We start from the raw sequence: 24,015 nt of genomic DNA on the forward strand, positions 1-24,015 counted from the left end.
GCAGCGCCCCGTTCCGGCGCCCGCGCCGGACGGTGCCCGCCGTATGAACTCTTGTCGTATGCGATTGGATGTGCTTGCATACAAATGCCTACGGAGTGACCCGTGGATGCGCGAACCGGCTCCAGGGAGGCGGTCCATGAACGGCACCACAGTCCCCATCCAGCCAAAACGCCGCCGGTGGCGCGTCCCTCGCCCCGGCCCCCGGTTCCTGATCGGCCTCGCCTCCCTCGTGGGAGTGCTCGCCCTGTGGCAGGTGCTCGCCGAGGCCGGGGCCCTCACCCCGCTCTTCTTCAGCTCCCCCGCGGCCGTCGCGCGGGAGGCGGCCGACCAGCTCGGCGGCGGCGAATTCTGGGACCTCGCCGGGCGCAGCGCCCTGGAGTTCGCCATCGGCTTCGGCCTCGCCGCGGTCGTCGGGGTGACGCTCGGGGTGTGCGCCGGCTGGTTCCGCGGCTTCGGCTACTTCGTCGAGCCCTGGCTGAACTTCTTCTACGCGCTGCCGAGGATCGCGCTGACACCGCTGCTGCTCATCGCGTTCGGCATCGGGCAGACCGCGATCATCGCGGTGATCTTCCTCGGGGCGGTCTTCGAGATCACCCTGAACACCTCCAACGGGGCCCGGGTGGTGGACCGCAGACTCCTCGACGTCGCCCAGAACTTCGGCGCCGGCCGCCGGCGCGTGTTCACCGGCATCGTCCTGCCGAGCGGCGTCCCCTTCATGATCGTCGGTCTGCGGCTCGGCGTGGCCAGGGCGCTGATCGGCGTCGTCATCGGCGAACTCTTCGCCGGCGGCGAGGGGCTCGGCCAGGAGATCTCCCTGGCCAGCAACGCCCTCCAGACCCCGGAGGTGCTCTTCATCACCGTCTTCTTCCTGCTGATCGCCATCGTGATGACCGAGGGGCTGCGCCGCGTCGAGCGGATGCTCGGCTCCTGGCGCAACGACATGGGAGGTGTCCGCTGAGATGAGCAGGGCCGTCGAAGAGACCGGCACACCCGCCGCCCCGGCACCAGGACCCGCGGGCCTCGTCGCCCGGGACGTCTCCGTCACCTACACCCGCAAGCGCACGGGGGAGCAGGTCAGGGCGGTGCAGGGCCTCGACGTGGCCGTCGCGCCACGGGAGTTCCTGAGCATTGTCGGGCCGAGCGGCTGCGGCAAGTCCACCTTCCTCAAGGTGGTCGCCGGGCTCGCCGAGCCGAACGCGGGCTGCATCACCCTCGCGGGCCGCCCGCTCGCCGAGGCCGCCGACCGCAGGGCCATGGTGTTCCAGGACGCCTCCCTCTTCCCCTGGTACTCGGTGCTGCGCAACCTCACCTACGGCCTTGAGTGCCGCGGCACCCCCGCCAAGGAGGCGCGCTCCGCGGTGCGCCCGCTGATCGGCAAGGTCGGCCTCACCGGCTTCGAGAAGCACTACCCGTACGAGCTGTCGGGCGGCATGCAGCAGCGGGTGAACCTGGCCCGCGCGCTCGCCGTCGACCCCGAGATCCTGCTGATGGACGAGCCGTTCGCCGCGCTCGACGCCCAGACCCGCGAGATCATGCAGGCCGAACTACTGCGCATCTGGACCGAGACCCGCAAGACCGTGGTCTTCGTGACCCACCAGATCGACGAGGCCATCTACCTCTCCGACCGGGTCGTCGTCATGAGCGCGCGCCCCGGCCGGATCATCCTCGACGTACGCGTCGCACTGCCGCGCCCCCGGGGCCTCGACATCAAGGAGACACCCGAGTTCCAGGCCCTGCACCGCCAGATCTGGGGCCTGCTCGAACAAGAGGTGCGCGCCAGCATGCGGCTGCGGGACCGGGCATGAGCGGCACCGTGGCCACCCGCGGGAGCGCGCCCCGCCGACCCCTCGGTCTCCGCGGCACCCCCGCGGAGAAGGGGCGCTGGAAGCGCCCGGTGTACGGGCTGCTCGGCGTCGTGCTGCTGCTCGGGGTCTGGGAACTGCTCGCCAGGGTCGGGGTGGTCGACGCCCTGCTCTTCAGCAGGCCGAGCGATGTCGCCGGCTCCTTCGCCACCGCCGTGGGGCAGGGGGCGGTGGTGCACGACATCGGGGTGAGCGCCGTCGAGATCGTCTGCGGGCTGCTCGGCGCCGTCGCCGTCGGGGTGCCCGTCGGCGTCCTCTGCGGCTGGAACAAGTGGGTCTTCTTCGCCGTCGACCCCTGGCTCACCATCCTCTACGCCCTGCCGATCGTCGCCCTCGCGCCCCTGATGATCAACGTCGTCGGCATCGGGCTCGGCGCGAAGGTGCTGCTCGTCTTCCTCTTCGCGGTGTTCCCCGTCGCCATCAACACCCTCACCGGGGTGCAGGCCACGTCCAACCAGTACCTGGGCGTCGCCCACGTGTACGGCGCGCGCCGCGCCATGGTGCTCCGCTCGATCCTGCTGCCGGGCGCCCTGCCCTACATCCTCACCGGGCTGAGGCTCGCCGGGGGCCGCGCCCTGGTCGGCATGGTCGTCGCCGAGTTCACCGCCTCCGAGGAGGGCATCGGCTTCCGCCTCCAGGTGGCGGGGTCCAGCCTCCAGACCGGGCTGCTGCTGTCCCTGGTCGTCCTCCTCGGCCTCGTCGGCGTCCTCTACAGCGCCGGCATCCGCGCCCTCGACAACCGGCTGTCGGCATGGCGGCGCGACCGGTGACCCCGCCCGACCCCGGCCGACCGACCCGTACCGCCGCCACCGGCAAGGGAGCCAGCATGAGCAGGCCACGGACGGCCCGCACCGCCGCCGTCGCGGGCGCCCTGGCGGCCCTCCTCGCGGCCGCCGGATGCGCCAAGCCCGACGGCGGCCCCCCTGGCCCGTCGCGGGGCGGCCTCCCGGGACCCGAGATGACCTCCATCACCATCGGCGTCTCCTCGGCGGACCCGCACCAGTTCGCCCTCCAACTCGCCATCGACCTCGGCATCTTCAAGAAGTACGGGATCAGGGCTGAGGGCCGGCTGCTCAACGGGGTGCAGCCCACCACCCAGGCGCTGCTGTCCGGGCAGCTCGCCGCCGCCACCGACAACTCCACCGCCACCATCACCTCGCTCGCCACTTCCCGCCCCCTCGTCGACGTCGGCGTCACCATCAACGCCTTCCCGGACGTCATCTACGGCGGCAAGGGCATCGGCAACGCCGCTGACCTGCGCGGCAAACGGGTCGCCATCAGCCAGCTCGGCGGCCAGTCCAACAACGAGGCGTTCATCGGCATGCGCGAACTCGGCCTGAAACCGGGGGAGTTCCACCTCACCCAGGTCGGCTCCCAGGGCGCCAGGATCTCCGCACTCGAAGCCGGGACCGTCGCCGCCGCACCCGCCGACCCCGGCCTGGACGCCGAGTTGGCGAAGTCCGGCATCAGACCCCTGATCGACCTGCGCGAAGCCGAGGACCGGGTGCCCGGCTCCAACATCGAGATGCAGCGGTCCTTCACCCGGAAGTACCCCAACCTCACCACCATCATCGTGGCCGCCGCCCTGGAGGCGGTGCAGCGGGAGTTCACCGACACCGACACCGTCGCGCACCTCTACGCGAAGTGGGCCAAGATCAGTGACGCGGAGTCCCGCAAGCAGTGGCACGACTACCTCGGCGCCCACCTCGCCCAGCGCGACCTGCGCGCCCATGTGCCCGGCTATGAGCTGGCGAAGCAGGTGCTCACCGACTACAACCCCGACATCGAGCACGTCGACGCCTCGAAGTCGTACGACGGACGGTTCGTCGACCGGCTCCAGCGGCTCGGCTTCCTGAAGAGAGTCGGGGTGCCCGGCGCCTCCTGAACAGGCCCGCGCCCCGTCCCCCCACCCCGTACCCCCGGCGTGCGCACCCGCCGCGCAGGAAGGACCGTACGACATGGCACTTGAGACGTTCTCCCGCTCCCTCACCGTGGCCGCCGCGAGGCCCCGGGCCTGGGAGGTCCTCACGGACGTCGAGACCCTGGCGGGCTGGGTCGGCATCGTCCACGACGTCACCGAGCTGAGCAGGCTGGAGAAGTACCGCGCCGTGCTCCAGGACCGGGTGGGGCCCTTCCGCCTCACCGCCCGCCTCGCCGTCTCCGTGGCGGTCGAGGAGGAGGGCCGCCGCATCGCCGTGACCGCCTCGGGCCGCGACCGCGCCGTCGACTCCCGCATCAGCGTCGACGCGGTGCTCGAACTCGCCGACTCCGGCACCGGCACGGCCCTCGACGTACGCGGCAAGTACCAGGTCACCGGCAAGGTGGCCGCCATGGGCGGCGGCATCGTGCGCAAGAAGGCCGACCGCATCCTGGAGGACTTCTTCAGCAGCGCGGAGAAAGCGCTCGGCTGACCGCACCCCGCCGCGGACACCCACGCCCCCACCCACTCCAGGGAGCCACCATGCCAGAACCCGTGGACCTCCACCGGCTCACCGCCGCCCTCGGCGACGGCGAACTGGTCGAGACCGGCGCGGACTTCGCCCGCTCCATCCCCGAGGACTGCCTGATCGCCCGGCTCGGCATCGCCCTGGCCCGGGTCGGCAGGGGCCGCGCCGAGGCCACCATGACCGTGGCGCGCCACCACCTCAACCAGCGCGGCGTCGCCCAGGCGGGCGCGGTGGTGGCGCTCGCCGACGCCGCCGCCGGCTGGGCCAGCTACTCCGCCGTGCCGCACGGCGGCTTCACCACCCTCGACCTCACCACCCACCTGCTGCGCCCCGCCCGCGAGGGCGACCTGCTCACCGCCACCGCCACCCCCGTACGCCTCGGCCGCACGGTGCAGGTCATCGACGTCCTCGTGACCCGCACCGGGGACACCGGCGGGGCCGCGCCCCCCGCGGTGGCGCGCTTCACCTGTAGCCAGCTCGTACGAGAGGCGGTACGGCGTTGACGCGCACCCATGCCACCCCCCACCCACCTGGCACACCCGACCCCCTCGGCGGCCTGATGCGGCCGCTGCCGGAGCGCACCGTCCCCGCCGTCCTGGCCAGGGGCGCCGCCCGCCGGCCCGACAAGGCCGCCGTCGAGACGGAGACCGGCACCCACACCTACCGGAGCCTGTACGAGGACGCCCGCCGCGTCGCCGCCGGGCTCGCCGCGCTCGGCGTCGGCGCGGGCGACACCGTGGCGCTGATGCTGGGCAACACCGCCGAGCACGTCCTCACCTGGTTCGGCGCCTCCTGCCGCAACGCCGCCGAGGTGCCGCTGAACACCTCCTTCACCCCCACCCAGCTGGCCTACGTACTGGCGCACAGCGCGGCACGGGTCGCCGTCGTCGACGCCGAGTACCTGCCGCTCTTCGCCGAACTCACCACCGCCATACCGGCGTTGGAAACCCTCGTGGTCTGCGGGGAGGGCGCCGCCGACATCCCGGGCGCCCCCTGGCGCACCGTGCCCTTCGCCACCCTGCTCTCCCACGCCCCCGCGCAGCCGTCCCCCGTGGGCCCCGGAGACACCCTCGGCATCCTCTACACCTCGGGCACCACAGGCATGCCGAAGGGCGTCGTGGTCAGCCAGGCGCAGACGTACGGGCGGATGTGGCCGGGCGGCCCCGGCACCCCCACCGCCGACGACCGCACCCTCGTCGTGCTCCCGCTCTACCATGTGATCGGCCAGTGCCGTGGCCTGTACAACACCCTCATCGCGGGCGGTACCGCCGTACTGCGGCCGAAGTTCTCCGCCTCCCGCTTCTGGGACACCTGCCGCGCGCAGCGCATCACCTTCGCCCCCCTCGTCGGCGTCATGGTGTCGTACCTGCTCGCCAGGCCCCAGGGCGCCGACGACCGCGACCACCCCGTGCGGCATATCGCGCTCGGCACCACGAGCCCCGAACTCGACCGCTTCCGCGAGCGGTTCGGCGTCCCACGGCTCTCCGTCAGCTACGGCCTCACCGAGGCGGGCGGCGTCCTCGTGGGGGAGGCGGAGACGGCCGGCTGCGGCAGGCTGCGGCCCGACTTCGACGCCCTCCTCGTCGACGAGAACGACCTGCCCGTCGCCCCGGGCGAGGTCGGCGAGCTGCTGCTGCGCTCCCGCGAGCCCTGGGGCACCATGACCGGCTACCACAAGATGCCCGCCGAGACCGCGGCGCGCTGGCGCAACCTCTGGCTGCACACCGGCGACCTGATGTGGCGCAGGGACGACGGCACCTACATGTTCTCCGGGCGGCGCTCGGAACGGATCAGGGTACGCGGCGAGAACGTCTCCCCCTCCGAGGTGGAGCGCGAGCTGGCCGCCCACCCCGCGGTGGCCGAGTGCACGGTGCTCGGGGTGCCCGCGGACGGCGCAGACGCCGCGGTGGGGGAGCAGGAGGTAATGGCCGCGCTCGTCGCCGCGCCGGGACACACCGTCGACCTCCCCGCCCTCGTCGCCCATCTGGAGCGCAGCCTGCCGCCGTTCGCGGTGCCCCGCTACTTCAGGCTCTACGACCGGTTGCCCCGCACCGACGCCACCCACCGGGTACGGCGCTCCGCGATCGCCGCGGAGCCGAGGACCACCGCATGGGACAGGCGGGCCCCGGACGGGCCACGAGCGCGCGCCACCCGCTGACAGGACCGCAGGAGAGGAAGACACACGCATGGACGCACTGGTCATCGGCGGCACGGGCCCCACCGGCCCCTTCATCATCGAGGGCCTCGTCGCGCGCGGCTACACCCCGGTCATCCTGCACCGCGGCACCCACGAGGTCGACTTCGCCCGGCCCTTCGAACACCTCCACGCCGACCCGCACTTCGCCGAGCCGGTGCGCGAGGCCCTGGCGGGGCGCACCTTCGACCTGGTCATCGCCTCCTACGGGCGGCTGCGCCTGCTCCTCGACCCGCTCGCGGACCGCACCGGCCGGCTGATCACCATCGGCGGCACCGTCTACCGCCGCACGGAGCTGTCCCGCGCCGCGGACGAGACCGCGCCGCGGGACCTCGGCCACAAGCTGGTCGCCCGCGTCCAGGAGACCGAGGAGGCCATACTCGCCCGCCACGCCGACGGCACCTTCAACGTCACCCACCTGCGCTACCCCAACCTCTACGGGCCCCGCCAACTCGCCCCGCGCGAGTGGAGCGTGGTGCGCCGCATCCTCGACGGCCGCACCACCGTGCCGGTCATGGACGGCGGCCTCACTCTGGAGAGCCGCGCCTACGTGGAGAACGCCGCCCACGCCGTCCTGCTCGCCGTCGACAGACCGGAGGCCGCCGCGGGCCGCGTCTACCACGTGGCCGACGAGGTCACCCCCACCGACGGCGAACGCGTTCACGCCGTCGCCCGCGCGATGGGCGCCGAGATCGGGCTCGTCAGCTACCCGCCCGAGGCCGGGCGCCCCGCGCACTTCTGGGGCGGCGGCCGCAACCTGGAGTCGATGGGCAGGCCGGGCCCCCCGCCGACCCACCACAAACTCCTCGACACCACCCGCATCAGGACCGAACTCGGCTACCGCGACCCCGTCGGCTTCGAGGAGGCCATGGCCCGCACCGTCGCCTACTACCGCACCCACCCCCTGGAACGCGGCGGCGACGACGAGGCACGCATCGGCGACCCCTTCGACTACGAGGCGGAGGACCGCTTCATGCGCGAACTGTCCCGCTTCACCGCCCGCACCGGGAGCCTGACCTTCGACGGGGTGACGCTCCGGCACTCCTACGACCACCCGAAGCAGGCGACCCCCGCGCCGGAGAGGGGGAGGTGATGGCCCGTGTCGTCAGGCCCGCCACCCTCGCGGAAGCCGTCGCCCTCGTACGGGACTCCGACGGGGACGCCAAGTACCTCTCCGGCGGCACCGCGCTCGTCCTCCTCGTCAGCCTGCGCACCCTCAGCCCCACCACCCTCGTCAGCCTGCGCGGCATCGACGACGTCCCCGGCCTGCGCACCGTCGCGGAGCGCGACGGCGTGCTGCACGCCGGGGGAGGGGTGACCCTCGCGGAACTCGCCGCCCACCCCCTCGTACGGCGCAGGCTGCCGGGGCTCGCCACCGCCGCCGACGTCGTCGGCAACATCCGCATCCGCAACTGCGCCACCGTCGGCGGGATGCTCGCCGAGGCCGACTACGCCTCCGACCCCCCTGCCATGCTGACCGCGCTCGACGCCCGGGTGCTCGTCCACGACGGGGAGCACGAACGGGCCGTGCCCGCCCACGAGTTCATCACCGACTTCTACACCACCTGCCTCGAACCCGAGGAGGTCGTCACCGGCGTCACGGTCCCGCTGCCCGACGGCGACGCCCGGTCGGTGTACCTGAAGTTCTCCAGCAGGTCGGCCGAGGACCGCCCCTGCGTCGGGGTGGCCGCCGCCGCCACCTTCGAAGGCGACGACGTCACCGCGCTGCGCGTCGTGGTGGGCGCGGTCGCCGGGTTCCCCCAGTGGTTCCCCGAGATCACCGCCCCCCTCCTCGGCGCCCCGCTGACCGCCCCCGCGGTGCGCTCAGTCGCCGACGCCCACGCGGACGCCGTCGACCCGGTGGACGACCTGCGCGGCTCCGCCTGGTACCGGCGCGAGGTGGTCAGGGCCCAGGTCGCACGGGCCCTGACCGCGCTGGGCACGGGGGAGGCGCCGTGAACGGTTTCGGGGACACCGCGGCCCGCCACGACGGGCCCGAGGAGCGCCGGGTGGCGGGCGACGCCGTCGACCGGGTCCGCGGCACCTTCCCGTTCGCCGTGGACCGCGGCGTCGAGGGCGCCGCCCATGTGTGCGCCGTGCGCAGCCCGGTGGCGCACGGCCGACTCCTCGGCATCGACACGGCCGACGCGCTGGACGCGCCCGGGGTGCTCGCCGTCATCACGGGCGAGGACGCCCGCGCCCTTCTCGGCGACGGCCTCTTCCACGGCGAGAACCGCGCAGACCAACCGGTCCTCGCCGTCGACCGGGTGCGCTACGCGGGCGAGCCGATGGCGCTCGTGGTCGCCGGGACCAGGGCGCTCGCCGAGAGCGCCGCCCGCGAGGTGGACGCCGACATCGAGGAACTCGACCACGTCGTCGACCAGGACGAGGCGGCGGAACCCGGCGCCCCGCTCCTGCACGACGCCTGGCCGCTCAACGACTGCGGCTCCTACGACCTCGTGCTCGGCGACGCGCGCACCGCGATGGCGGGCGCCGCCCACGTCCACACCCGCACCTACCGCTCACCCACCGCGAGCCACGCCGCACTGGAGCCCCATGTGGCGACCGCCCGCTGGAGCGGCGGGAACCTCGACGTGTGGACCGGCACCCAGGCGCCCTACGTGGTGCGCGACCGGCTCGCCGGGATCTTCGGCACCGAGCCCGGGCGGGTGCGCATCACCGCGGACAACATCGGCGGCGGCTTCGGCTCCAAGCTCGACATCCGCCTTGAGGCCATGGCCGCGCTCGCGGCCCGGATCACGGGCCGGGCGGCCCGCATGGAGATACGCCGCGACGAGGTGTTCGCCACCGCCGCCAAACACGCCGCCACCGTCACCGTCACCACCGGCGCCGACGAGGACGGCAGACTCGTCGCCCGCATCATCGACATCGTCTACAACGCCGGTGCCTACGCGCTCACCACACCACGCTCCATCCGCTCCGGGATGATCCGCTCCCCGGGCCCGTACCACATCCCGAACGTGCTGGTGCACGCCGTCGGCCGCTACACCAACACGGTGCCCACGGGCCCGTTCCGCGGCGCCATGACCGGGCAGGTGTGCTGGGCGGGCGAGAGCGCACTCGACGAGCTGGCCCAGGAGATCGGCATCGACCCCTGCGAGCTGCGGCGCCGCAACGTCCTGCGGGACGGCGACCGGTTCGCCACCGGCGAGGCCATGCACGACATGCGCTACACCGACCTCCTCGAAGCCGTCGCGACCGGCATCGGCTGGGACACCCCGCTGCCCCCCGAGCGCGACGGCGTCGCCCACGGGCGCGGGATCGCCCTCGTCATCAAGAGCACCCGCACCCCCTCGCGCTCCGAGGCCGACGTCGTGGTGGACGGCGAGGGGCGGGTCGCGATCCGCACCAGCTCCGTCGAGATGGGCCAGGGCGCCCACTTCACCCTGACCGAGATGGCGGCGCGCGTCCTGGGCATGGACCCGGCGGAGGTCGCGGCGACCGTGGTGGACACCGCGCACACCCCCTTCGACACCGTCACCAGCTCCAGCCGCACCACCCTCGCCATGGGCCTCGCCGTCGAGGCCGCCGCCCGCGACCTGCGGGCCCGTATCGACGAGGCGTACGCCGAACTCACCGGCCTCAAGGGCCCGTTCACCCACCGCGCAGGCGGGGTGGAGGGCGTGGGCCCGGCGATGACGTATGCGGAGATCATGCTCAAGAGCCGGCTGCCCGGCCTCACGGGACACGGCGAGTACCGCACCCCGAAGGGCTACGGCGTCCTCGACCCGGTCACCTCCCAGGGGCTGCACACCGTGAGCTGGCACCAGGGCGCGGTGGGTGTGGAGGTCGCCGTGGACACCAGGACAGGACGGGTCCGCGTGGTGCGGGCGCACGGGGCGTCCTTCGCGGGGCGCGCCATCGACGCGGAGCGGATACGCAAGCAGACCGAGGGCGGCATGATCTTCGGCATGGGCCAGGCGCTCATGGAGGAGGTCGTCTTCGACGGCGGCGAGCTGGCCAACGGCAACTTCTCCGACTACCAGCTCCCCTCCATCCTCGACACCCCCACCGCCCTCACCAGCACGCTCTTCACCGACGACGCACCGGACGCCACCCCGCACGGCGTCGGCGAGAACACCGTCCCGCCGATGGCGCCCGCCGTCGCGGGCGCCGTGTACGCGGCGACCGGCGCCAGGGTCCGGGAGCTGCCGCTGACCGGCGAACGCGTCCTGCGCGCCCTCGCCGCCGCCCGCGAGGGGAGCAACGACCAGTGATCACCGTTGAGTTCACCTTCAACGAGAAGCCGGTGTCGGTCACCGTGCCCGAGGACGAACTGCTCCTCGACACCCTCAGGGACCGCCTCGCCACCACCAGCGCCCGCTACTCCTGCGGTATCGGGGTGTGCGGCGCGTGCACCGTCACGATGGACGGCAGGGCGGTCAGCTCCTGCCTCCAGCTCACCCAGATGGCCGCGGGGCGCCGGGTGCGCACCGCCGACCACGTGCTGGACGAGGACGGCACGGGCCGCGCGGTGCGCGACGCGTTCGTACGGGCCCGCGCCTTCCAGTGTTCGTACTGCATCCCCGCGATGGCCCTCACCGTCGCCGCCGCGCTCGACGACGACCCGGGCGCGGACGCCGGGGCGCTGCGCCGCCAGCTCGCGGGAAACCTCTGCCGCTGCGGCAGCTATCCGCAGATCGCCGAGGCCGTCGGCGACCTCACCGCACCCAAGGAGAGCACATGAGTCGGCTGCGCGTCACCGTCGCCACCGGTGACTACGACATCACCAGGCCCCTGCTCGACGGGGCGCTCGCCCCCGCGGGGCTCGACCTCGTCGGCGTCACCATGCCCTCGCCGCAGCGGCACTGGCGGATGCTGACGCACCGCGAGTTCGACGTCGCCGAGCTGTCCCTCGGCTCGTTCTGCGCCCGGCTGAGCCGGGGCGAGGACGACCTCGTGGGCCTGCCCGTCTTCCCGCACCGGCGCTTCCGGCACGGGTACGCCTTCGTCTCCGCCGCGTCCGGCATCAGGGCCGCCGCCGACCTCGCCGGCCGCACTGTGGGGGTGCGCAGTTGGCAGACCACGGCGGGGGTGTGGCTGCGCGGCATCCTGGAGGAGTACCACGGGCTGCCGCTCGACTCCGTGCACTGGCTCGCCCAGGACGGCGAGGACGTCCCGCTCGACCTGCCCGACGGCCTGGAGCTGACCAGGGTGGCCGCGGGCGAGAAGGTCACCGACCTGTGCGCCGCGGGCCGCATCGAGGGCCTGATCTATCCGGAACTGCCCCGCCAGGTGCTCGCGGGGGACGGCACCATCGAGCGCGTCTTCGACGACCCCAAGGCGGCCGAGCAGGACTACTTCCGGCGCACCGGCATCTTCCCCGTCATGCACGTGGTCGCGGTGCGCGCCGAGTTGGTGGAGTCCTATCCCTGGCTGCCGCGCACCCTCTGCGAGGTGTTCGAGGAGTCGAAGCGGCTCGCCCTGCGGCGGCTCGACAACCCCCGCACGGTGAGCCTGGCGTGGCTGCGCGCGCTCCAGGAGGAGGAGCGGGAGCTGCTCGGCCCCGACCCCTGGCACTACGGCGCCGACGCACTCAACTACCGCACCCTGGACACCTTCCTCGGCTACGCACGCCGCCAGGGCGTGACCGCCCGCCCGCTGAGCGCGGCCCAGCTCTTCCACCCCTCGGTGCGGGAGCAGATCCCCGCCTACGTGTGACGCCCCCCCGGGGCCTGCCGCCGACCGGCCGGTGCGAGGGGCGTTCATGTGCCCGTCGGGTGAACGGACTTGGCCTGCGGTGGATCTGACGCGCTGTCGGCCGGTGCCGTAGGATGCCGAGCCGGAAGCACGTCCTCCCACCGGAGGTGGTGGCATGACCGGCCGGCCCGTACCGCGGCCCACCGTCGACTCCAGCAGGCCGCACCCGGCGCGGGTCTACGACTGGCTGCTCGGCGGCAAGGACAACTACCCCGTCGACCGTGAGCTGGCCGGGCGGCTGCCGGAGCGCGCCCGCCGCGGCTGCGTCCTGAACCGGGAGTTCATGCACCGCGCCGTCGCCTGGACGGCCCGCCAGGGCGTCGGGCAGTACCTCGACATCGGCACCGGCATCCCCACGCCGCCCAATCTGCACCAGGTCGTCCAGGAGGTCATCCCGTCGGCCCGCGTCGTCTACGCCGACAACGACCCGCTGGTGATGCGGCACGCCCACGCGCTGATGATCAGCACCCCCGAGGGCGCCACCGACTACGTCGAGACCGACGTCCGCGAGCCCGAGCGGATACTGGAACACGCGCGCGGTTTCCTGGACTTCGGGCGTCCCGTCGCCCTGTCGATGATCGCGCTCATGCACTTCATCGTCGACGAGGACGACCCGTACGGCGTCGTGCGCACCCTGACCGGCGCCCTCGCGCCCGGCAGCTATCTGATCCTCACCCACGGCACGCACGACTTCCACCCCACCACCGCGGGCGACTTCGACCGCACCTACCGCGACGGCGGCGGGTCACCCCTCCAACTGCGCAGCCTCGACGAGGTCAGGCGCTTCTTCACCGAGTCGGGCCTCGATATGGTCGAGCCGGGCGTGGTCGAGGCCACCCGCTGGTACAAGGAGGCCCCGATAGCCCACGAGGGGAACATGCTCTACGTCGGTGTGGGGCGCGTCCCCGGCTGAGCGGGGGCGGGCGGCGACAGCAGCGCGGCGCCGCGCTCGGCGGCCACCACGTCCGCGTACTTGAGGTCCATGTCGAGCAGCGCGATGTCCCCTGAGGCCGTGACGCGGTCGAAGCAGCCGTCGGAGACGACGGCCACCGGGAAGTTGTACGAGAAGGCGTCGACGACGGTGGCGCGCACACAGCCGCTGGTGGTGCCGCCGCACACCACGAGGGAGTCGGTGCCCAGCTCGACGAGGCGGCTGAGCAGCGGGGTGCCGAAGAACGCGCTCGGCTTGGTCTTGCGCAGCACCGTGTCACCGGCCTCGGGCGCGATCGGCGGCACGATCTCGTGCACGTCCTCGGTGTCCTCGTGGGCCCGCCGGTTCTTGGCGGCCCAGCGTCCTGGGCCCGAGGCGCCGCCCGTGGTGCCCCGGGTGTAGATCACGGGCACACCGCCCGCGCGGGCCGCGGCGATGAGCCGCTCGATCACCGCGACCGCGTCCCAGGCCGACTGCCCGCTGCTGTTGCGGAAGCGCACCATCGAGTCGAGGATCGGCTCGGGCCGGTCGCCGCAGAACGCGACGGTGACGTCCACCACCAGCAGCGCGGGCCTGCTGCCCGGGCTGCCCTCCCTGCCGAAGCCGCCCGCCGCGATCACCTCGCGGTCCAGGTCGGTGAGGTAGGAGTCGTACGCGCTCGTGTCCATGCTGGCCCTTCCGGTCCTGGGGACGGGAGGGCGGCGCGCTCAGGCGTCCGCTGCGCCGGTCCCGTCGTCGTCTGCGTACATCAGGAGGCGGGTGTTGCGGGCGCCCGTCATATGGTGCTCCGCGATGCGGGCGGCGCGCTCGCTGTCGCCCTCCTTGATCGCCTCGATGAGCCGGCTGTGCTCCTCCAGCACGGTCTGCCAGCGGTTCTGGTAGGTGAGGGTGGTCTTGCGGTAGCGGATGAGGTGGGCGTGCAGCCGCTTCAGCAGGTCGATGAGCGTGGCGTTGTGGCTCATCGACCAGATGACCTCGTGGAACTTCCGGTTGGTCGTCGCGAGGCGGTCGGGGTCGTCCGGCGGGATGCTCTGCATCGTCTCGTGCAGTTGCTCAAGGCGCATCAGGTCGAGGGCGGTCCGCTTCTCGGCGGCCGAGCGCGCCGCGGCGGTCTCCAGGATGATACGGACCTCGTAGATCTCCAGGATCTCCTCGGGGCTGCGCCTGCTCACCTGCATACCGCGGCTGCCGCGCTCCACGAGGCCGTCCTGTTCGAGGCGGCGCAGCGCCTCGCGCACCGGGGTCCGGCTGATGCCGAACTGGGCGGCAAGCGCCGTCTCCACCAGGGACTCACCCGCGGAGTACTCCCCGTTGATGATGCCCTCGTGCAGGCGCGCGTAGACGCTGGATGTCACCCTGCCTCCTCCTGTCCGGCTGACGAGAGCGGTCATGTCTCGTCGGTCCACTGGTAACTGAGCCCGCGTCACATGAACTGCCGCGCCTGCGGAACACCCACCCGGTGGGGCGTGCCGGCCCGCACACCACAGGGCGTTTCGCCAGTGTAAACGACCGTGTGCCGGTGTATCCACTGCGGTCCACGGCGGCACCGCGCACCGCCGCCGCGGCACCGGGCGCCCGCGCCGTCGGCCGACGGCGTCAATGTACCGGTCGACGTGCCCGCCGCCCGCCTCCGTCCCGCCGTGGCGGTGCCCCCCGCCGTGCGCCACCTCCTCCCTCCCGCACCCTCTCGGTGTTGTGCACTAAGGTATACACTTGCATCCTGGTGAATGTCATCCGCTGTCGAGCAGGACGTATCCACGCCTCTGGGGTCGGAGATCTATGTGCGCGCATATCAGTGACGGCCTGCCGGTACGCGAGAAGGACACCTCAGGGCCGCCGGTCGGCCAGCCACCGCCGCCCTGGGCCACGGCGCCCTGGGACCTCGTCGTCATCGGCGGCGGGAACGCCGCGGTGGTGGCCGCCATGGCCGCGGGCGACCTCGGCGCCCGCGTCCTCGTCGTCGAGCGCGCCCCCCGGTGGCAGCGGGGCGGCAACACCCGCCACACCCGCAACATCCGCTGCGTCCACACCAAGGACGACTTCAACACCGGCGACTACGGCTTCGACGAGCTGTGGGGCGACCTGTGCAAGGTCGGGGAGGGCCCTGCCGACGAGCGGCTCGCCCGCTTCACCGTCGCCGACTCCGAGTCCGTCCTGCCCTGGATGCACGCCCACGGCGCCCGCTGGCAGAAACCCCTGCACGGCACGCTCCACCTCGGCCGCACCAACCGCTTCTTCTTCGGCGGCGGCAAGGCCCTCCTCAACAGCTACTACCGCGAGATCGACCGGCGCCCCGAAATCAGCGCCGTATACGAGGCGAAGGTCGAGGAGTTCGAGTTCGAGGGGCCCCGCTGCACCGCGGTGCTCGTCGCCCACGGCGGCGCCCTGCACCGGGTGCGCGCCAAGGCGGTGGTGTGCGCGAGCGGCGGCTTCGAGGCCAACCTGGAGTGGCTCAGACGCTACTGGGGCGACGCCGTCGACAACTACGTGATCCGCGGCACCCCCCACAACGACGGCAACGTCCTCGCCCTGCTCTACGCGGCGGGCGCCGCCAGCGCGGGCCAGGAGCGCGGCTTCCACGCCATCGCCCTCGACGCCCGCGCCCCCCGCTTCGACGGCGGCATCGCCACCCGGCTCGACACCGTCCCCTTCGGCATCGCCGTCAACACCACAGGGCGCCGCTTCCACGACGAGGGCGAGGACGTGTGGCCCAAGCGGTACGCGAGCTGGGGCCGCCTCATCGCCGACCAGCCGGGCCAGTACGCGGTGTCGCTCTGGGACGCCAAGGTCAACCACCTCTTCCTGCCCCCGATGTACGGCGTCGAGCGCGCCGACACCATCGCCGAACTCGCCGGGCGCATGGGGCTCGACCCGGACACCGTCGGCCGCACCGTCGACGAGTACAACGGCGCCGTCGTCCCCGGCGGCGCCTTCGACCCCGCCCTCCTCGACGACTGCCGCACCAAGGGCCTCACCCCGGCCAAGACCCACTGGGCGCAGCGGCTCGACACACCCCCGTACTACGCCGTCGGGATGCGCCCCGGCATCACCTTCACCTACATGGGAGTCGCGATCGCCCCCGACGCCCGGATCAGGCGCGAGGACGGCACCCCCTTCGACAACGTCTACGCGGCGGGAGAGATCATGTCGGGCAACATCCTCAGCACCGGCTACATGGCCGGATTCGGGATGACCATCGGCAGCGTCTGGGGCCGCCAGGCCGGGACGGAGGCCGCGCGCCGTGTCCTCTGACACCGGGGTCCCCACCGCCCAGGGCCGCACCAGGCTGCCCCTCGTCTTCGAGGAGGCCGGACGGCAGCTCGGCATCTGCAACGCCTGCCGCTACTGCGAAGGCATGTGCGCGGTGTTCCCCGCGCTCGAACGCCGCACCGTCCTCGGCCGCGGCGACATCAGCCAGATCGCCAACGTCTGCCACGACTGCCGCGCCTGCTTCGACGCCTGCATGTACAGCACCCCGCACGAGTTCGGGCTGAACATCCCCCGGGCGCTGAGCGCCGTACGCGCCGAGGACTACCGCCGCTATGTGTGGCCGCACCGCGTCCCCCGGCTGCTGCGCGGCTGGCCCGGGGTGTTCTCCGGCGCGTTCGTCGCCTGCGTGGTGGTGATCCTGCTCGCGGCGGCGCACACCGGCTGGCGGGGGCTCGTCACCGACGGCTCGGGCGCCTCGTCCCCGTACGACCTCATCGCCTACGGCCCGCTCCTCGCCCTCATCCTGCTGCCCGCGCTGTACTCGGTGCTCGTCATGCTCGGCGCCGCGCGCGCCTACTGGCGCGAGGTGGGCGGCGCCCCCGACGGGCTGAAGGGCGGCGCCGTCGCGCGCGCCGTCTGGTACGCGGCCACCCTGCGCTATCTGCGGGGCGGGGGAGAGGACTGCTACTACCCCGAGGACGAGAAGCCGTCCGCGGGCCGCAGACGGCTGCACGCGCTCGTCATGTACGGCTTCGGGCTCTGCATCGTCTCCACCTCGGCCGCCGCCGTGATGCAGGACTTCCTCGGCGTCGAACCGCCCTACGACGTGTTGTCGGTGCCGGTGGCCACGGGGTTCGTCGGCGGTGTGGGGCTCGTCGTCGGGAGCGCCGGGCTGCTCATGCTGAAGGCGCGCTCCTCCGCCGTCACCTCGTTCGCGCAGATGACCGTCAAGGACTACGGGCTGCTGGTGGCCCTCACCTTCCTCGCCCTGAGCGGGCTGCTCACCCTGTTCGTGCGCGCCACCCCCGCCTACGGCCTCGTCTACCTGGTCCATCTGGCGTCGGTGGCGCTGAGCTTCGCGGCGGCGCCGTACAGCAAGTTCGTGCACCTCGTCTACCGCTTCCTGGCACTGGTCAGGGACAATCTGGAGAGCGGGCGGACGTGACGGCGCGCGGGCGCGCCCCGCGCCCCGCGGGCGGCGCACCCCCGGCCGGCACCCGGCACCCGAGGAGGACCGCACGATGTGGGCCCAGCGGATGAGCGCCCCCGGGGTGTTCGAGACGGTCGACGCGCCCGCCCCCGGCGAAGTCCCCGACGGCGGAGTGCTGCTGCGCACCCTCGCGGGCGGCATCTGCGGGAGCGACGTGCCGAAGGTGCTCGGCGTCAAGGGCGCCGTCCTCGGCCCCCGGGGCGAGTTCGCGCCCGGCCGCCCCGGCTACCCGCTGCACGAGGTGGTGGGCGAGGTGGTCGCGAGCCGCTACCCCGGGGCCGCCGTCGGCAGCCGGGTCGTCGGCTGGGCGGCGCGCTCCGACGCCCTCGCCGAGTACGTGCTCACGGACGGCGAGCAGGTCCATGCCTACCGCCCAGGGCTCGCACCGTCCACCGCGGTGCTGCTCCAGCCGCTGGCCTGTGTGCTGTACGCGCTCGACCGGGTGCCGGTGGCGGGGCGCGACGTGGCCGTGCTGGGCGCGGGGCCGATCGGGGCGCTCTTCGCGCACTGCGCCAAGCGGGCCGGCGCCCGCCGGGTCACCGGTGTCGACCCCGTCGACCGCGCGTCGCTCCCGCCGCTGCTCGGCTTCGACGAGACCGTCCGCACCACCAGCGGCAACTGGGCGCGCCACCTCTCGCAGGGCGAGCGACCCGAGGTGGTGATCGAGGCGGTGGGACACCAGGTGTCCACCCTCGACCACGCGCTGCGCGCCGCCGCACCCGGCGGCACCGTCCTGCACTTCGGCATCCCCGACGACGAGGTGTACCCGCTCAACATGGAGCTTCTGATGCGCAAGAACCTCGCCCTTGTCGGCGGGGTCACCCGGGAGCGCCGCCGCAGCCTCGCCCGCGCCGACCGGCACCTCGCGAGCCACCCTGGCCTGCCCGCGGCCCTGGTCACCCACCGCTTCGAACGGGCCACCGTACAGCGGGCGTTCGACGTCGCGGTGCGCGCCTCGGCCGACCGGATGAAGGTCGTGCTCGACCTGGCGGAGTGAGACGGAGGACACAAGGGCGGCGCCACGCGAGAGCGCGGCGCCGCCCGCCCGTGCCAGCCCCGGGGCGCTACGCCCCCTCGCCCCCCTGCCCCTGCCCGTCGCGCTCCCGCTCCTCGCGGCGCGCCCGGCCCTCCCTGATCAGCCGCCACACCCGCTCAGGCGTCAGCGGCAGCGTGTCGGGCCACACCCCGGTCGCCTGCTGCACCGCCGCCGCGACCGCGCCGCCCACCGGGATACGGGCGCCCTCGCCCACGCCCTTGGCGCCATAGGGGCCCGTGCCGTCCCTGCGCTCGAAGATCACCGAGTCGAAGCGGCGGGGGATGGCGTCGATGTGCGGCACCCGGTACTCGATCAGATTGGGGTTGCGCAACTGCTCGCCGTCGTAGACCAGTTCCTCGCTGAGCGCGCCGCCGATGCCCTGCATCGCGGCACCGAGGTCCTGGCCCTCCACCCCCACCGGGTTGATGGCGAAGCCGACGTCGGCGACGGTGACGAGCTGGTCGACCCGGGTCTCGCCGGTGTCGGGGTCGATGTCGACCGTGACCCCCACCATCCCGATCTCCCAGAACGAGGGCTGCTTGGCCAGCTCGCCCTCGCGGCGCACCACCCCGTGCCCGGTGATCTCGCCGCCGCCACCGCCGTACCACTTCTTGACGACGGGCCCGTAGCCCTCGGCGCGCCCGTCCTCGTGGACCAGCCGCCCGTCCTCGCACCGCACGTCCTCGATGTCGCAGTCCCAGTTGGCCGCGGCCATGGAGCGCAGTTGGCGCACCGCGTCGGCGCAGGCGCGCTGCACCGCGAGCCCGGTCATGGTGGTGGTGCGGCTGCCGCCGGTGGTCCGCTCGAAGGAGGTGCCGGCCGAGTCGGACTGGAAGACCCGCACCCGGTCCATGTCGAGGCCCAGCTCCTCGGCGGCGATCTGGGTGAGTACGGACCTGCTGCCCTGCCCCATCTCGGTGGAGCCGCTGAGCACCAGCGCCGAGCCGTCGGGGGAGATCTTCACCTGGGCCGTCGAGGTCGGGTAGGCGCCGCCCTCGTTGGCGCCGCAGCCGTACCCCTGGCCCTGGAGGACGCCCTCGCGCGGCTCGATGCGCACCAGCTCCACCACCTTCGCCCAGTCGTCGCCGAGGTCGGCGTCCATGGGCCGCTTGCCCCTGAGGAAGGTCCCGCCGCGCGGCACCAGGTTGCGCGCCCTGATCTGGTCGCGGCCGACGCCGAGTTCGTCCGCCGCCTGGTCCATGTTGGTCTCCCCCGCCAGGTTCACCTGGAAGGCGCCGAGGGCGCGGTAGGACGAGGCGGGGACGGTGTTGGTGTACACCAGCCTGCCGCGCACCCGCAGGTTCGGGATGCTGTACGGGCCGAAGCAGCGGTGCACCGCCTTGGAGAGCACCGTGGAGCTGTTGTCGATGTAGGCCCCGGTGTCCATCACGATGTCGACGTCCCTGGCGAGCAGCCTGCCGTCCGCGTCGAACGCGCTGCGCACGACGGTGGCGGCGGAGTCGGCGCGCGTGGTGTAGATGGACTCCTCGACGCTGAGGTCGAGTTTGACCGCGCGCCCCGCGAAGTGGGCGCCGACGGCCGTCAGCGGCTCGACCTTCGTATACGACTTGGAGCCATAGCCGCCGCCGATGTACGGCACCGTGATCCGCACCTTGCTGTGCGGCAGGTCGAACACCCGCGCAAGATCCTTGATCACCATGAAGGGGTGCTGGGCGGTGCTCACCACGTCCAGGTAGCCGTCGGTGAAGCGGGCGCTCGTGTTGTACGGCTCCATGGCGTAGGCGTAGAGCGGCGGGTGGTAGGTGCGGGTCTCGACGACCCGGTGGGCGGTGGCGAACGCGGCGTCCACGTCGCCCCATTCGAGCCCGAGGGTGTTGGCGACGTTCGGCTCCTCGGGGGAGCGGGTGACCTTGACCTGGCTGACGGAGTCGCCGGTGTAGGTGTCCTCGTGGATGACGGGGGCGCCGGGGCGCAGCGCCGCGTCCGCGTCGAGCGCCGCGGGCAGGTCGTCGTACTCGACCTCGACGAGCCGGGCCGCGTCCCCCGCGCGGTGCCGGTCGGTGCCGATGACCAGGGCGACCGGCTCCCCGTAGTAGCGGACCTTGTCGATCGCGAGGACGGGATGGTCGGGGACCATGTGCCCGAAGCGGGGGAAGAGCCCTCCGAGGTCGCCGCCGGTGACGACCGTGACGCAGCCCGGCGCCTCCAGCGCGGCCTTGGTGTCCACGGACCTGAGCGACGCGTGCGCCCGGTCGGAGCGCACCACCACCGCGACCAGGGTGTCGGGCAGGGTGACGTCGATGGAGTAGCGGGCGTCGCCGGTGACCTTGGCGCGCGCGTCGACGCGCTCGACCGGCTTGCCGACGTGCCGGAACGGCTCCCCGTTCGCCTTGCGGTGGCCGGCGCCCGCGGGGTGCCTGGGTCCTGGGGTGTGGGTGCCGGCGCGGCGCCGCGCCGCCTGCTCCACGGCCTCGACGATGGGCAGGTAGCCGGTGCAGCGGCAGAGGTTGCCCTCAAGCTCGTGCAGGATCTCCTCGCGGCTCGGGTCCGGGTTGCGGTCGAGCAGCGCCTTCGCCGCCATCACGAAGCCGGGCGTGCAGTAGCCGCACTGCATGGCCGTGCAGTCCACGAACGCCTCCTGGACCGGGTCCAGGGTGTCGCCGTCCGCCAGGCCCTCCACGGTGGTGATCTCGGTGCCGTCCGCGTCGGCGGCGAGCACCGTGCAGGAGCTGACGGGGCGGTCCCCGCACAGCACCGTGCAGGCGCCGCACACCTGCGACTCGCAGGAGACCTTGGTGCCGCGCAGGCCCTGCCGCTCGCGCAGGAACTCCGCCAGCGTCAGCCGGTTGGGCACGCTCTCGCGGACCCGGCGGCCGTTGACGGTGGTGTCGATCGGTGTCTCAGTCACCGTGGGTCTCCCTCATCGTCCGCGCGGCGCGGGTGATGAACACGCCCGCGAGGTGCCGCTTGTACTCGTCGGACCCGTTCAGGTCCTCGATGGTCTCCACCCCGGGCAGGAGCGCGTCGGTGTCGACGGCGTCGGGCGCGGGCGCCGTGAACGTCTGGGGCCGCTCCCCGACGGCCCCGAGCACGATGCCGAGGCCGTCGTCGGGCCGCGACCTGTCCCAGGTCATGGCCACGCAGACGGTGGGGTACTCGGTCGGCTGGTGGCGTACGTAGACCTGCGCAGCGGGCGCCCGGGGGACCCGCACCGCGACCAGGATCTCGCCGTCGTCGAGGTCGGAGTCCATGGCGCCGAGCACCACGTCGCCCACCGGCACCGTCCTGGTGCCTTCGGCGGACCGCAGGACCAGCTCGGCGCCGAGCGCGAACAGCGCGGTGTTGACGTCGGATCTGGGGTCGGCGAAGCAGATGTTGCCGCCGATGCTGCCGGTGGCGCGCACCCGCATGTTGCCGAGCCCGGCGCAGGCGGCCGCGAGGATCGGGGCGGCGGCGCGCACCTCGGGGGAGGCCGCTATCTCGCGGTGCCGGGTGGCGGCGCCGATGGTCAGCCCCTCCTCGCCGGCGGTGACACCACAGAGTTCCGGGAGCCGCTTCAGGTCCACGAGCAGCGGCGGCGCGATCAGGCCGATCTGCATGGCGGCGACCAGCTCGGTGCCGCCGACGTACGGGACACCTCCGTCGGCCACCTGCCGCATCGCCTCGTCGAGGGTTTTCGGACGGGAGAGTTCGAACGCGGGGATCACGGCGACCGGCCTTTCAGGAGGGGCTTCCGAGGGAATGACCAACGGGGAGAACACACATGGGCCCGCTCGTATACACATGTACACGGTAGATTCCGGAGGGGCGTGCGGCAAGGGTTCTGCGCGGGTCGGGGCGACCGGTCGAGGGGTGGCGTCCCGCCCTACGGAACCCGGCGCCCCGGCCGTGTGGCGCCCGTGTTACGAGCACCGCTCCGGCCTTGTTGCGAGTATTGACAGGGTGACCGGCATTCGAAAGTATGCAGTCGTGTACAGACTGACTGTATACCAGTGTGTGCAGTAGGCGCGGAATTCGTCGGTGCGCCTCGGTATTCGCCGGTGTCAGGCACCGCTCGTCGGCGTTCCCGGGCGGTCGGCGGCACCGGCAGACACGAGTGCGCGGGCGACCGCCCGCCCCCACGAGAACCGTCCCCGTGACACGAAGGACCACCGTGTCACGGCGGGACGCATAAACAGGACGTACATAACGGAGGGTTGCATGGGAGTTCGTTCCCGGTGGTCGAAACCCGGCGGCACGCGCCGCGGCCCCGTAGGGATCGCCGCCGCCGCGCTCGTCCTGGCGCTGACGGCGGGCTGCGGTGCGGGCCCCAATTCCGTGGACGCCGCCTCGGGGTCCTACAAGGACGCGGTGTCACGCACCAACAAGGAACTCACGGACGTATACCGCCAGATCAAGGGGCTCGACCCCGCCGCCAGGAAAAAGAAACTGATCGAGCTGGCCGGGCGGGAGGGCGGCGACATCACCTGGTACACCGCCGCGGCCGACGACGACACCACCCCCCTCATCAAGGAGTTCAAGAAGGAGACGGGGCTGACCGTCAAGGTCTACCGGGCCTCCTCCGCCACCGTCCTCGCCAAGTCGCTGGAGGAGAAGAAGGCGGGCCGGGTGCGCGGCGACATCCTCAACTACTCGGGCCTCGACCCCACCATCGGCGCCCACCAGGGCATTTACGCGCCCCTGCACACCATCTACGCCGACCGCATGGTCAAGGGCACCGTCCACACCAACTGGATCGCCGACCAGCTCTACCCGTTCGTCGTCGCCTGGAACACCGACAAGGTGAAGCCGTCCCAGGTCCCCAGCACCCTCAAGGACGTCCTCACCCGCTTCGGCGACGGCCAGCTCGCCTTCGAGTCCACCGACTCCAACTGGCTCTTCGGCGTCGTCCAGGAGCTGAAGCGCGAGGGCATGACGGAGAAGGCCGCCATCGACCTGGTCGCCGACGCGGCCCGCAAGGGCGTCCCCGTCACCGGGCACACCCTCATCTCGGAACTCCTCTCCTCCGGACAGTTCTCCGCCGCCGCCATGACCTACCACTACCGCTCCGCGCGCCAGCACCAGGACGGCGCCCCCGTCGCCTGGGAGCCGCAGCCGCAGCCGGTCATCACCACCGTCTCGGGCACCGCGATCTCGGCGACCACCCAGCGCCCCGCCGCCGCCCTGCTCTTTCTGGAGTTCCAGCTCACCGGCGAGCAGAAGTACTGGGAAACGGCGGGCCGCACCACCACGAACACCGACTACTCAGGCGGCATTTCACAGACCAAGTACCACCTCGACCTCATCGACGACGAGACCCTGTACAAGAACCTGTCGAAGTGGGACAAGCTGTATGCGGACATGATGCAGTCGTCGGGACGCCCGCCGCGCGAGTAATCGCGACGCCCACGGAACACCCAGGAAACCACCGCACCGCGGCTCGGACAAACACCGGGAACCCCGT

Annotated in this window: 21 protein-coding genes; 17 read left to right on the forward strand and 4 right to left on the reverse strand. The window is 72.6% G+C overall.

Features of this window, described 5'->3' with window-relative positions; all coding sequences use genetic code 11:
• Positions 1–136 precede the first annotated feature (136 nt).
• The 13 genes from ACIBIW_RS24110 (at position 137) to ACIBIW_RS24170 (ending at position 13,137) form a co-directional block, all read left to right on the forward strand.
• On the forward strand, positions 137–958 hold the full coding sequence (locus ACIBIW_RS24110) for an ABC transporter permease (RefSeq protein WP_399339067.1): 822 nt from the start codon (positions 137–139) through the stop codon (positions 956–958).
• A gap of 1 nt (position 959) precedes the next feature.
• Complete coding sequence (locus tag ACIBIW_RS24115; protein WP_399339068.1) at positions 960–1,805, forward strand: ABC transporter ATP-binding protein; 846 nt, start codon at positions 960–962, stop codon at positions 1,803–1,805.
• The gene (locus tag ACIBIW_RS24120) at positions 1,802–2,632 is read left to right on the forward strand and encodes an ABC transporter permease (protein WP_399339069.1); all 831 of its coding nucleotides are present in this window, start codon (positions 1,802–1,804) and stop codon (positions 2,630–2,632) included. The genes ACIBIW_RS24115 and ACIBIW_RS24120 overlap by 4 nt, the downstream gene beginning before the upstream one ends.
• A 56-nt stretch (positions 2,633–2,688) precedes the next feature.
• Positions 2,689–3,747, forward strand: coding sequence for an ABC transporter substrate-binding protein (locus ACIBIW_RS24125; RefSeq protein ID WP_399339070.1), 1,059 nt, complete (start codon positions 2,689–2,691; stop codon positions 3,745–3,747).
• 73 nt (positions 3,748–3,820) lie between these two features.
• A complete protein-coding gene (locus ACIBIW_RS24130) occupies positions 3,821–4,273 on the forward strand; it encodes a CoxG family protein (protein ID WP_399339071.1) in 453 nt (150 codons plus the stop codon).
• A 50-nt stretch (positions 4,274–4,323) separates the two neighbouring features.
• The gene (locus ACIBIW_RS24135; RefSeq protein WP_399339072.1) at positions 4,324–4,812 is read left to right on the forward strand and encodes a PaaI family thioesterase; all 489 of its coding nucleotides are present in this window, start codon (positions 4,324–4,326) and stop codon (positions 4,810–4,812) included.
• Positions 4,809–6,467 carry an AMP-binding protein gene (locus ACIBIW_RS24140; protein WP_399339073.1) on the forward strand — a complete coding sequence of 553 codons (1,659 nt, stop codon included), beginning with the start codon at positions 4,809–4,811 and terminating at the stop codon, positions 6,465–6,467. The genes ACIBIW_RS24135 and ACIBIW_RS24140 overlap by 4 nt, the downstream gene beginning before the upstream one ends.
• A 28-nt stretch (positions 6,468–6,495) precedes the next feature.
• Positions 6,496–7,596, forward strand: coding sequence for an NAD-dependent epimerase/dehydratase family protein (locus ACIBIW_RS24145; RefSeq protein ID WP_399339074.1), 1,101 nt, complete (start codon positions 6,496–6,498; stop codon positions 7,594–7,596).
• Entirely contained in the window at positions 7,596–8,462 is an 867-nt protein-coding gene (locus ACIBIW_RS24150) for an FAD binding domain-containing protein (RefSeq protein ID WP_399339075.1), read from the forward strand. The genes ACIBIW_RS24145 and ACIBIW_RS24150 overlap by 1 nt, the downstream gene beginning before the upstream one ends.
• Complete coding sequence (locus ACIBIW_RS24155) at positions 8,459–10,741, forward strand: xanthine dehydrogenase family protein molybdopterin-binding subunit (protein ID WP_399339076.1); 2,283 nt, start codon at positions 8,459–8,461, stop codon at positions 10,739–10,741. Before ACIBIW_RS24150 ends, ACIBIW_RS24155 begins: the two co-directional genes overlap by 4 nt.
• On the forward strand, positions 10,738–11,211 hold the full coding sequence (locus ACIBIW_RS24160) for a (2Fe-2S)-binding protein (protein WP_399339077.1): 474 nt from the start codon (positions 10,738–10,740) through the stop codon (positions 11,209–11,211). The genes ACIBIW_RS24155 and ACIBIW_RS24160 overlap by 4 nt, the downstream gene beginning before the upstream one ends.
• Positions 11,208–12,185: an ABC transporter substrate-binding protein gene (locus tag ACIBIW_RS24165; protein WP_399339078.1), complete on the forward strand. Its 978-nt coding sequence runs from the start codon at positions 11,208–11,210 to the stop codon at positions 12,183–12,185. The genes ACIBIW_RS24160 and ACIBIW_RS24165 overlap by 4 nt, the downstream gene beginning before the upstream one ends.
• 154 nt (positions 12,186–12,339) lie before the next feature.
• A complete protein-coding gene (locus ACIBIW_RS24170; RefSeq protein WP_399339079.1) occupies positions 12,340–13,137 on the forward strand; it encodes an SAM-dependent methyltransferase in 798 nt (265 codons plus the stop codon).
• Here ACIBIW_RS24170 and ACIBIW_RS24175 read toward each other — a convergent pair.
• Together ACIBIW_RS24175 and ACIBIW_RS24180 are read right to left on the reverse strand one after the other, a co-directional pair.
• Positions 13,107–13,823 (reverse strand): isochorismatase family protein, encoded by a 717-nt coding sequence (locus ACIBIW_RS24175; protein WP_399339080.1) that lies wholly within the window; start codon positions 13,821–13,823, stop codon positions 13,107–13,109. The two genes, ACIBIW_RS24170 and ACIBIW_RS24175, sit on opposite strands and share 31 nt — an antisense overlap.
• Positions 13,824–13,862: 39 nt before the next feature.
• A complete protein-coding gene (locus tag ACIBIW_RS24180; RefSeq protein WP_399339081.1) occupies positions 13,863–14,510 on the reverse strand; it encodes a GntR family transcriptional regulator in 648 nt (215 codons plus the stop codon).
• Positions 14,511–14,934: 424 nt separating this feature from the next.
• Between ACIBIW_RS24180 and tcuA the strand changes: the two genes are divergently transcribed.
• The 3 genes from tcuA (at position 14,935) to ACIBIW_RS24195 (ending at position 18,572) form a co-directional block, all read left to right on the forward strand.
• Positions 14,935–16,407, forward strand: coding sequence for an FAD-dependent tricarballylate dehydrogenase TcuA (gene tcuA, locus ACIBIW_RS24185; protein WP_399339082.1), 1,473 nt, complete (start codon positions 14,935–14,937; stop codon positions 16,405–16,407).
• Entirely contained in the window at positions 16,397–17,530 is a 1,134-nt protein-coding gene (gene tcuB / locus ACIBIW_RS24190) for a tricarballylate utilization 4Fe-4S protein TcuB (protein ID WP_399339083.1), read from the forward strand. Before tcuA ends, tcuB begins: the two co-directional genes overlap by 11 nt.
• Before the next feature lie 76 nt (positions 17,531–17,606).
• Positions 17,607–18,572: a zinc-binding dehydrogenase gene (locus tag ACIBIW_RS24195; protein WP_399339084.1), complete on the forward strand. Its 966-nt coding sequence runs from the start codon at positions 17,607–17,609 to the stop codon at positions 18,570–18,572.
• A gap of 67 nt (positions 18,573–18,639) precedes the next feature.
• Here ACIBIW_RS24195 and ACIBIW_RS24200 read toward each other — a convergent pair whose 3' ends face one another.
• Together ACIBIW_RS24200 and ACIBIW_RS24205 are read right to left on the reverse strand one after the other, a co-directional pair.
• Complete coding sequence (locus ACIBIW_RS24200; protein ID WP_399339085.1) at positions 18,640–21,480, reverse strand: molybdopterin-dependent oxidoreductase; 2,841 nt, start codon at positions 21,478–21,480, stop codon at positions 18,640–18,642.
• Positions 21,473–22,279: an FAD binding domain-containing protein gene (locus ACIBIW_RS24205; RefSeq protein WP_399339086.1), complete on the reverse strand. Its 807-nt coding sequence runs from the start codon at positions 22,277–22,279 to the stop codon at positions 21,473–21,475. The genes ACIBIW_RS24200 and ACIBIW_RS24205 overlap by 8 nt, the downstream gene beginning before the upstream one ends.
• A 493-nt stretch (positions 22,280–22,772) precedes the next feature.
• On the opposite strand from ACIBIW_RS24205, the gene ACIBIW_RS24210 reads away from it, so the two are divergent.
• Entirely contained in the window at positions 22,773–23,948 is a 1,176-nt protein-coding gene (locus ACIBIW_RS24210) for an ABC transporter substrate-binding protein (protein WP_399339087.1), read from the forward strand.
• Positions 23,949–24,015: the final 67 nt, after the last annotated feature.

Source organism: Streptomyces sp. NPDC050560 (assembly GCF_044457285.1).
Taxonomy (GTDB): domain Bacteria; phylum Actinomycetota; class Actinomycetes; order Streptomycetales; family Streptomycetaceae; genus Streptomyces.

Bases quoted from the DNA above. Each gene is read 5' to 3' on its own strand.
- ACIBIW_RS24110 (WP_399339067.1), top strand. From the start codon at position 137: ATGAACGGCACCACAGTCCCCATCCAGCCAAAACGCCGCCGGTGGCGC.
- ACIBIW_RS24115 (WP_399339068.1), top strand. From the start codon at position 960: ATGAGCAGGGCCGTCGAAGAGACCGGCACACCCGCCGCCCCGGCACCA.
- ACIBIW_RS24120 (WP_399339069.1), top strand. From the start codon at position 1,802: ATGAGCGGCACCGTGGCCACCCGCGGGAGCGCGCCCCGCCGACCCCTC.
- ACIBIW_RS24125 (WP_399339070.1), top strand. From the start codon at position 2,689: ATGAGCAGGCCACGGACGGCCCGCACCGCCGCCGTCGCGGGCGCCCTG.
- ACIBIW_RS24130 (WP_399339071.1), top strand. From the start codon at position 3,821: ATGGCACTTGAGACGTTCTCCCGCTCCCTCACCGTGGCCGCCGCGAGG.
- ACIBIW_RS24135 (WP_399339072.1), top strand. From the start codon at position 4,324: ATGCCAGAACCCGTGGACCTCCACCGGCTCACCGCCGCCCTCGGCGAC.
- ACIBIW_RS24145 (WP_399339074.1), top strand. From the start codon at position 6,496: ATGGACGCACTGGTCATCGGCGGCACGGGCCCCACCGGCCCCTTCATC.
- ACIBIW_RS24150 (WP_399339075.1), top strand. From the start codon at position 7,596: ATGGCCCGTGTCGTCAGGCCCGCCACCCTCGCGGAAGCCGTCGCCCTC.
- ACIBIW_RS24165 (WP_399339078.1), top strand. From the start codon at position 11,208: ATGAGTCGGCTGCGCGTCACCGTCGCCACCGGTGACTACGACATCACC.
- ACIBIW_RS24170 (WP_399339079.1), top strand. From the start codon at position 12,340: ATGACCGGCCGGCCCGTACCGCGGCCCACCGTCGACTCCAGCAGGCCG.
- ACIBIW_RS24175 (WP_399339080.1), bottom strand. From the start codon at position 13,823: ATGGACACGAGCGCGTACGACTCCTACCTCACCGACCTGGACCGCGAG.
- tcuA (WP_399339082.1), top strand. From the start codon at position 14,935: ATGTGCGCGCATATCAGTGACGGCCTGCCGGTACGCGAGAAGGACACC.
- ACIBIW_RS24195 (WP_399339084.1), top strand. From the start codon at position 17,607: ATGTGGGCCCAGCGGATGAGCGCCCCCGGGGTGTTCGAGACGGTCGAC.
- ACIBIW_RS24210 (WP_399339087.1), top strand. From the start codon at position 22,773: ATGGGAGTTCGTTCCCGGTGGTCGAAACCCGGCGGCACGCGCCGCGGC.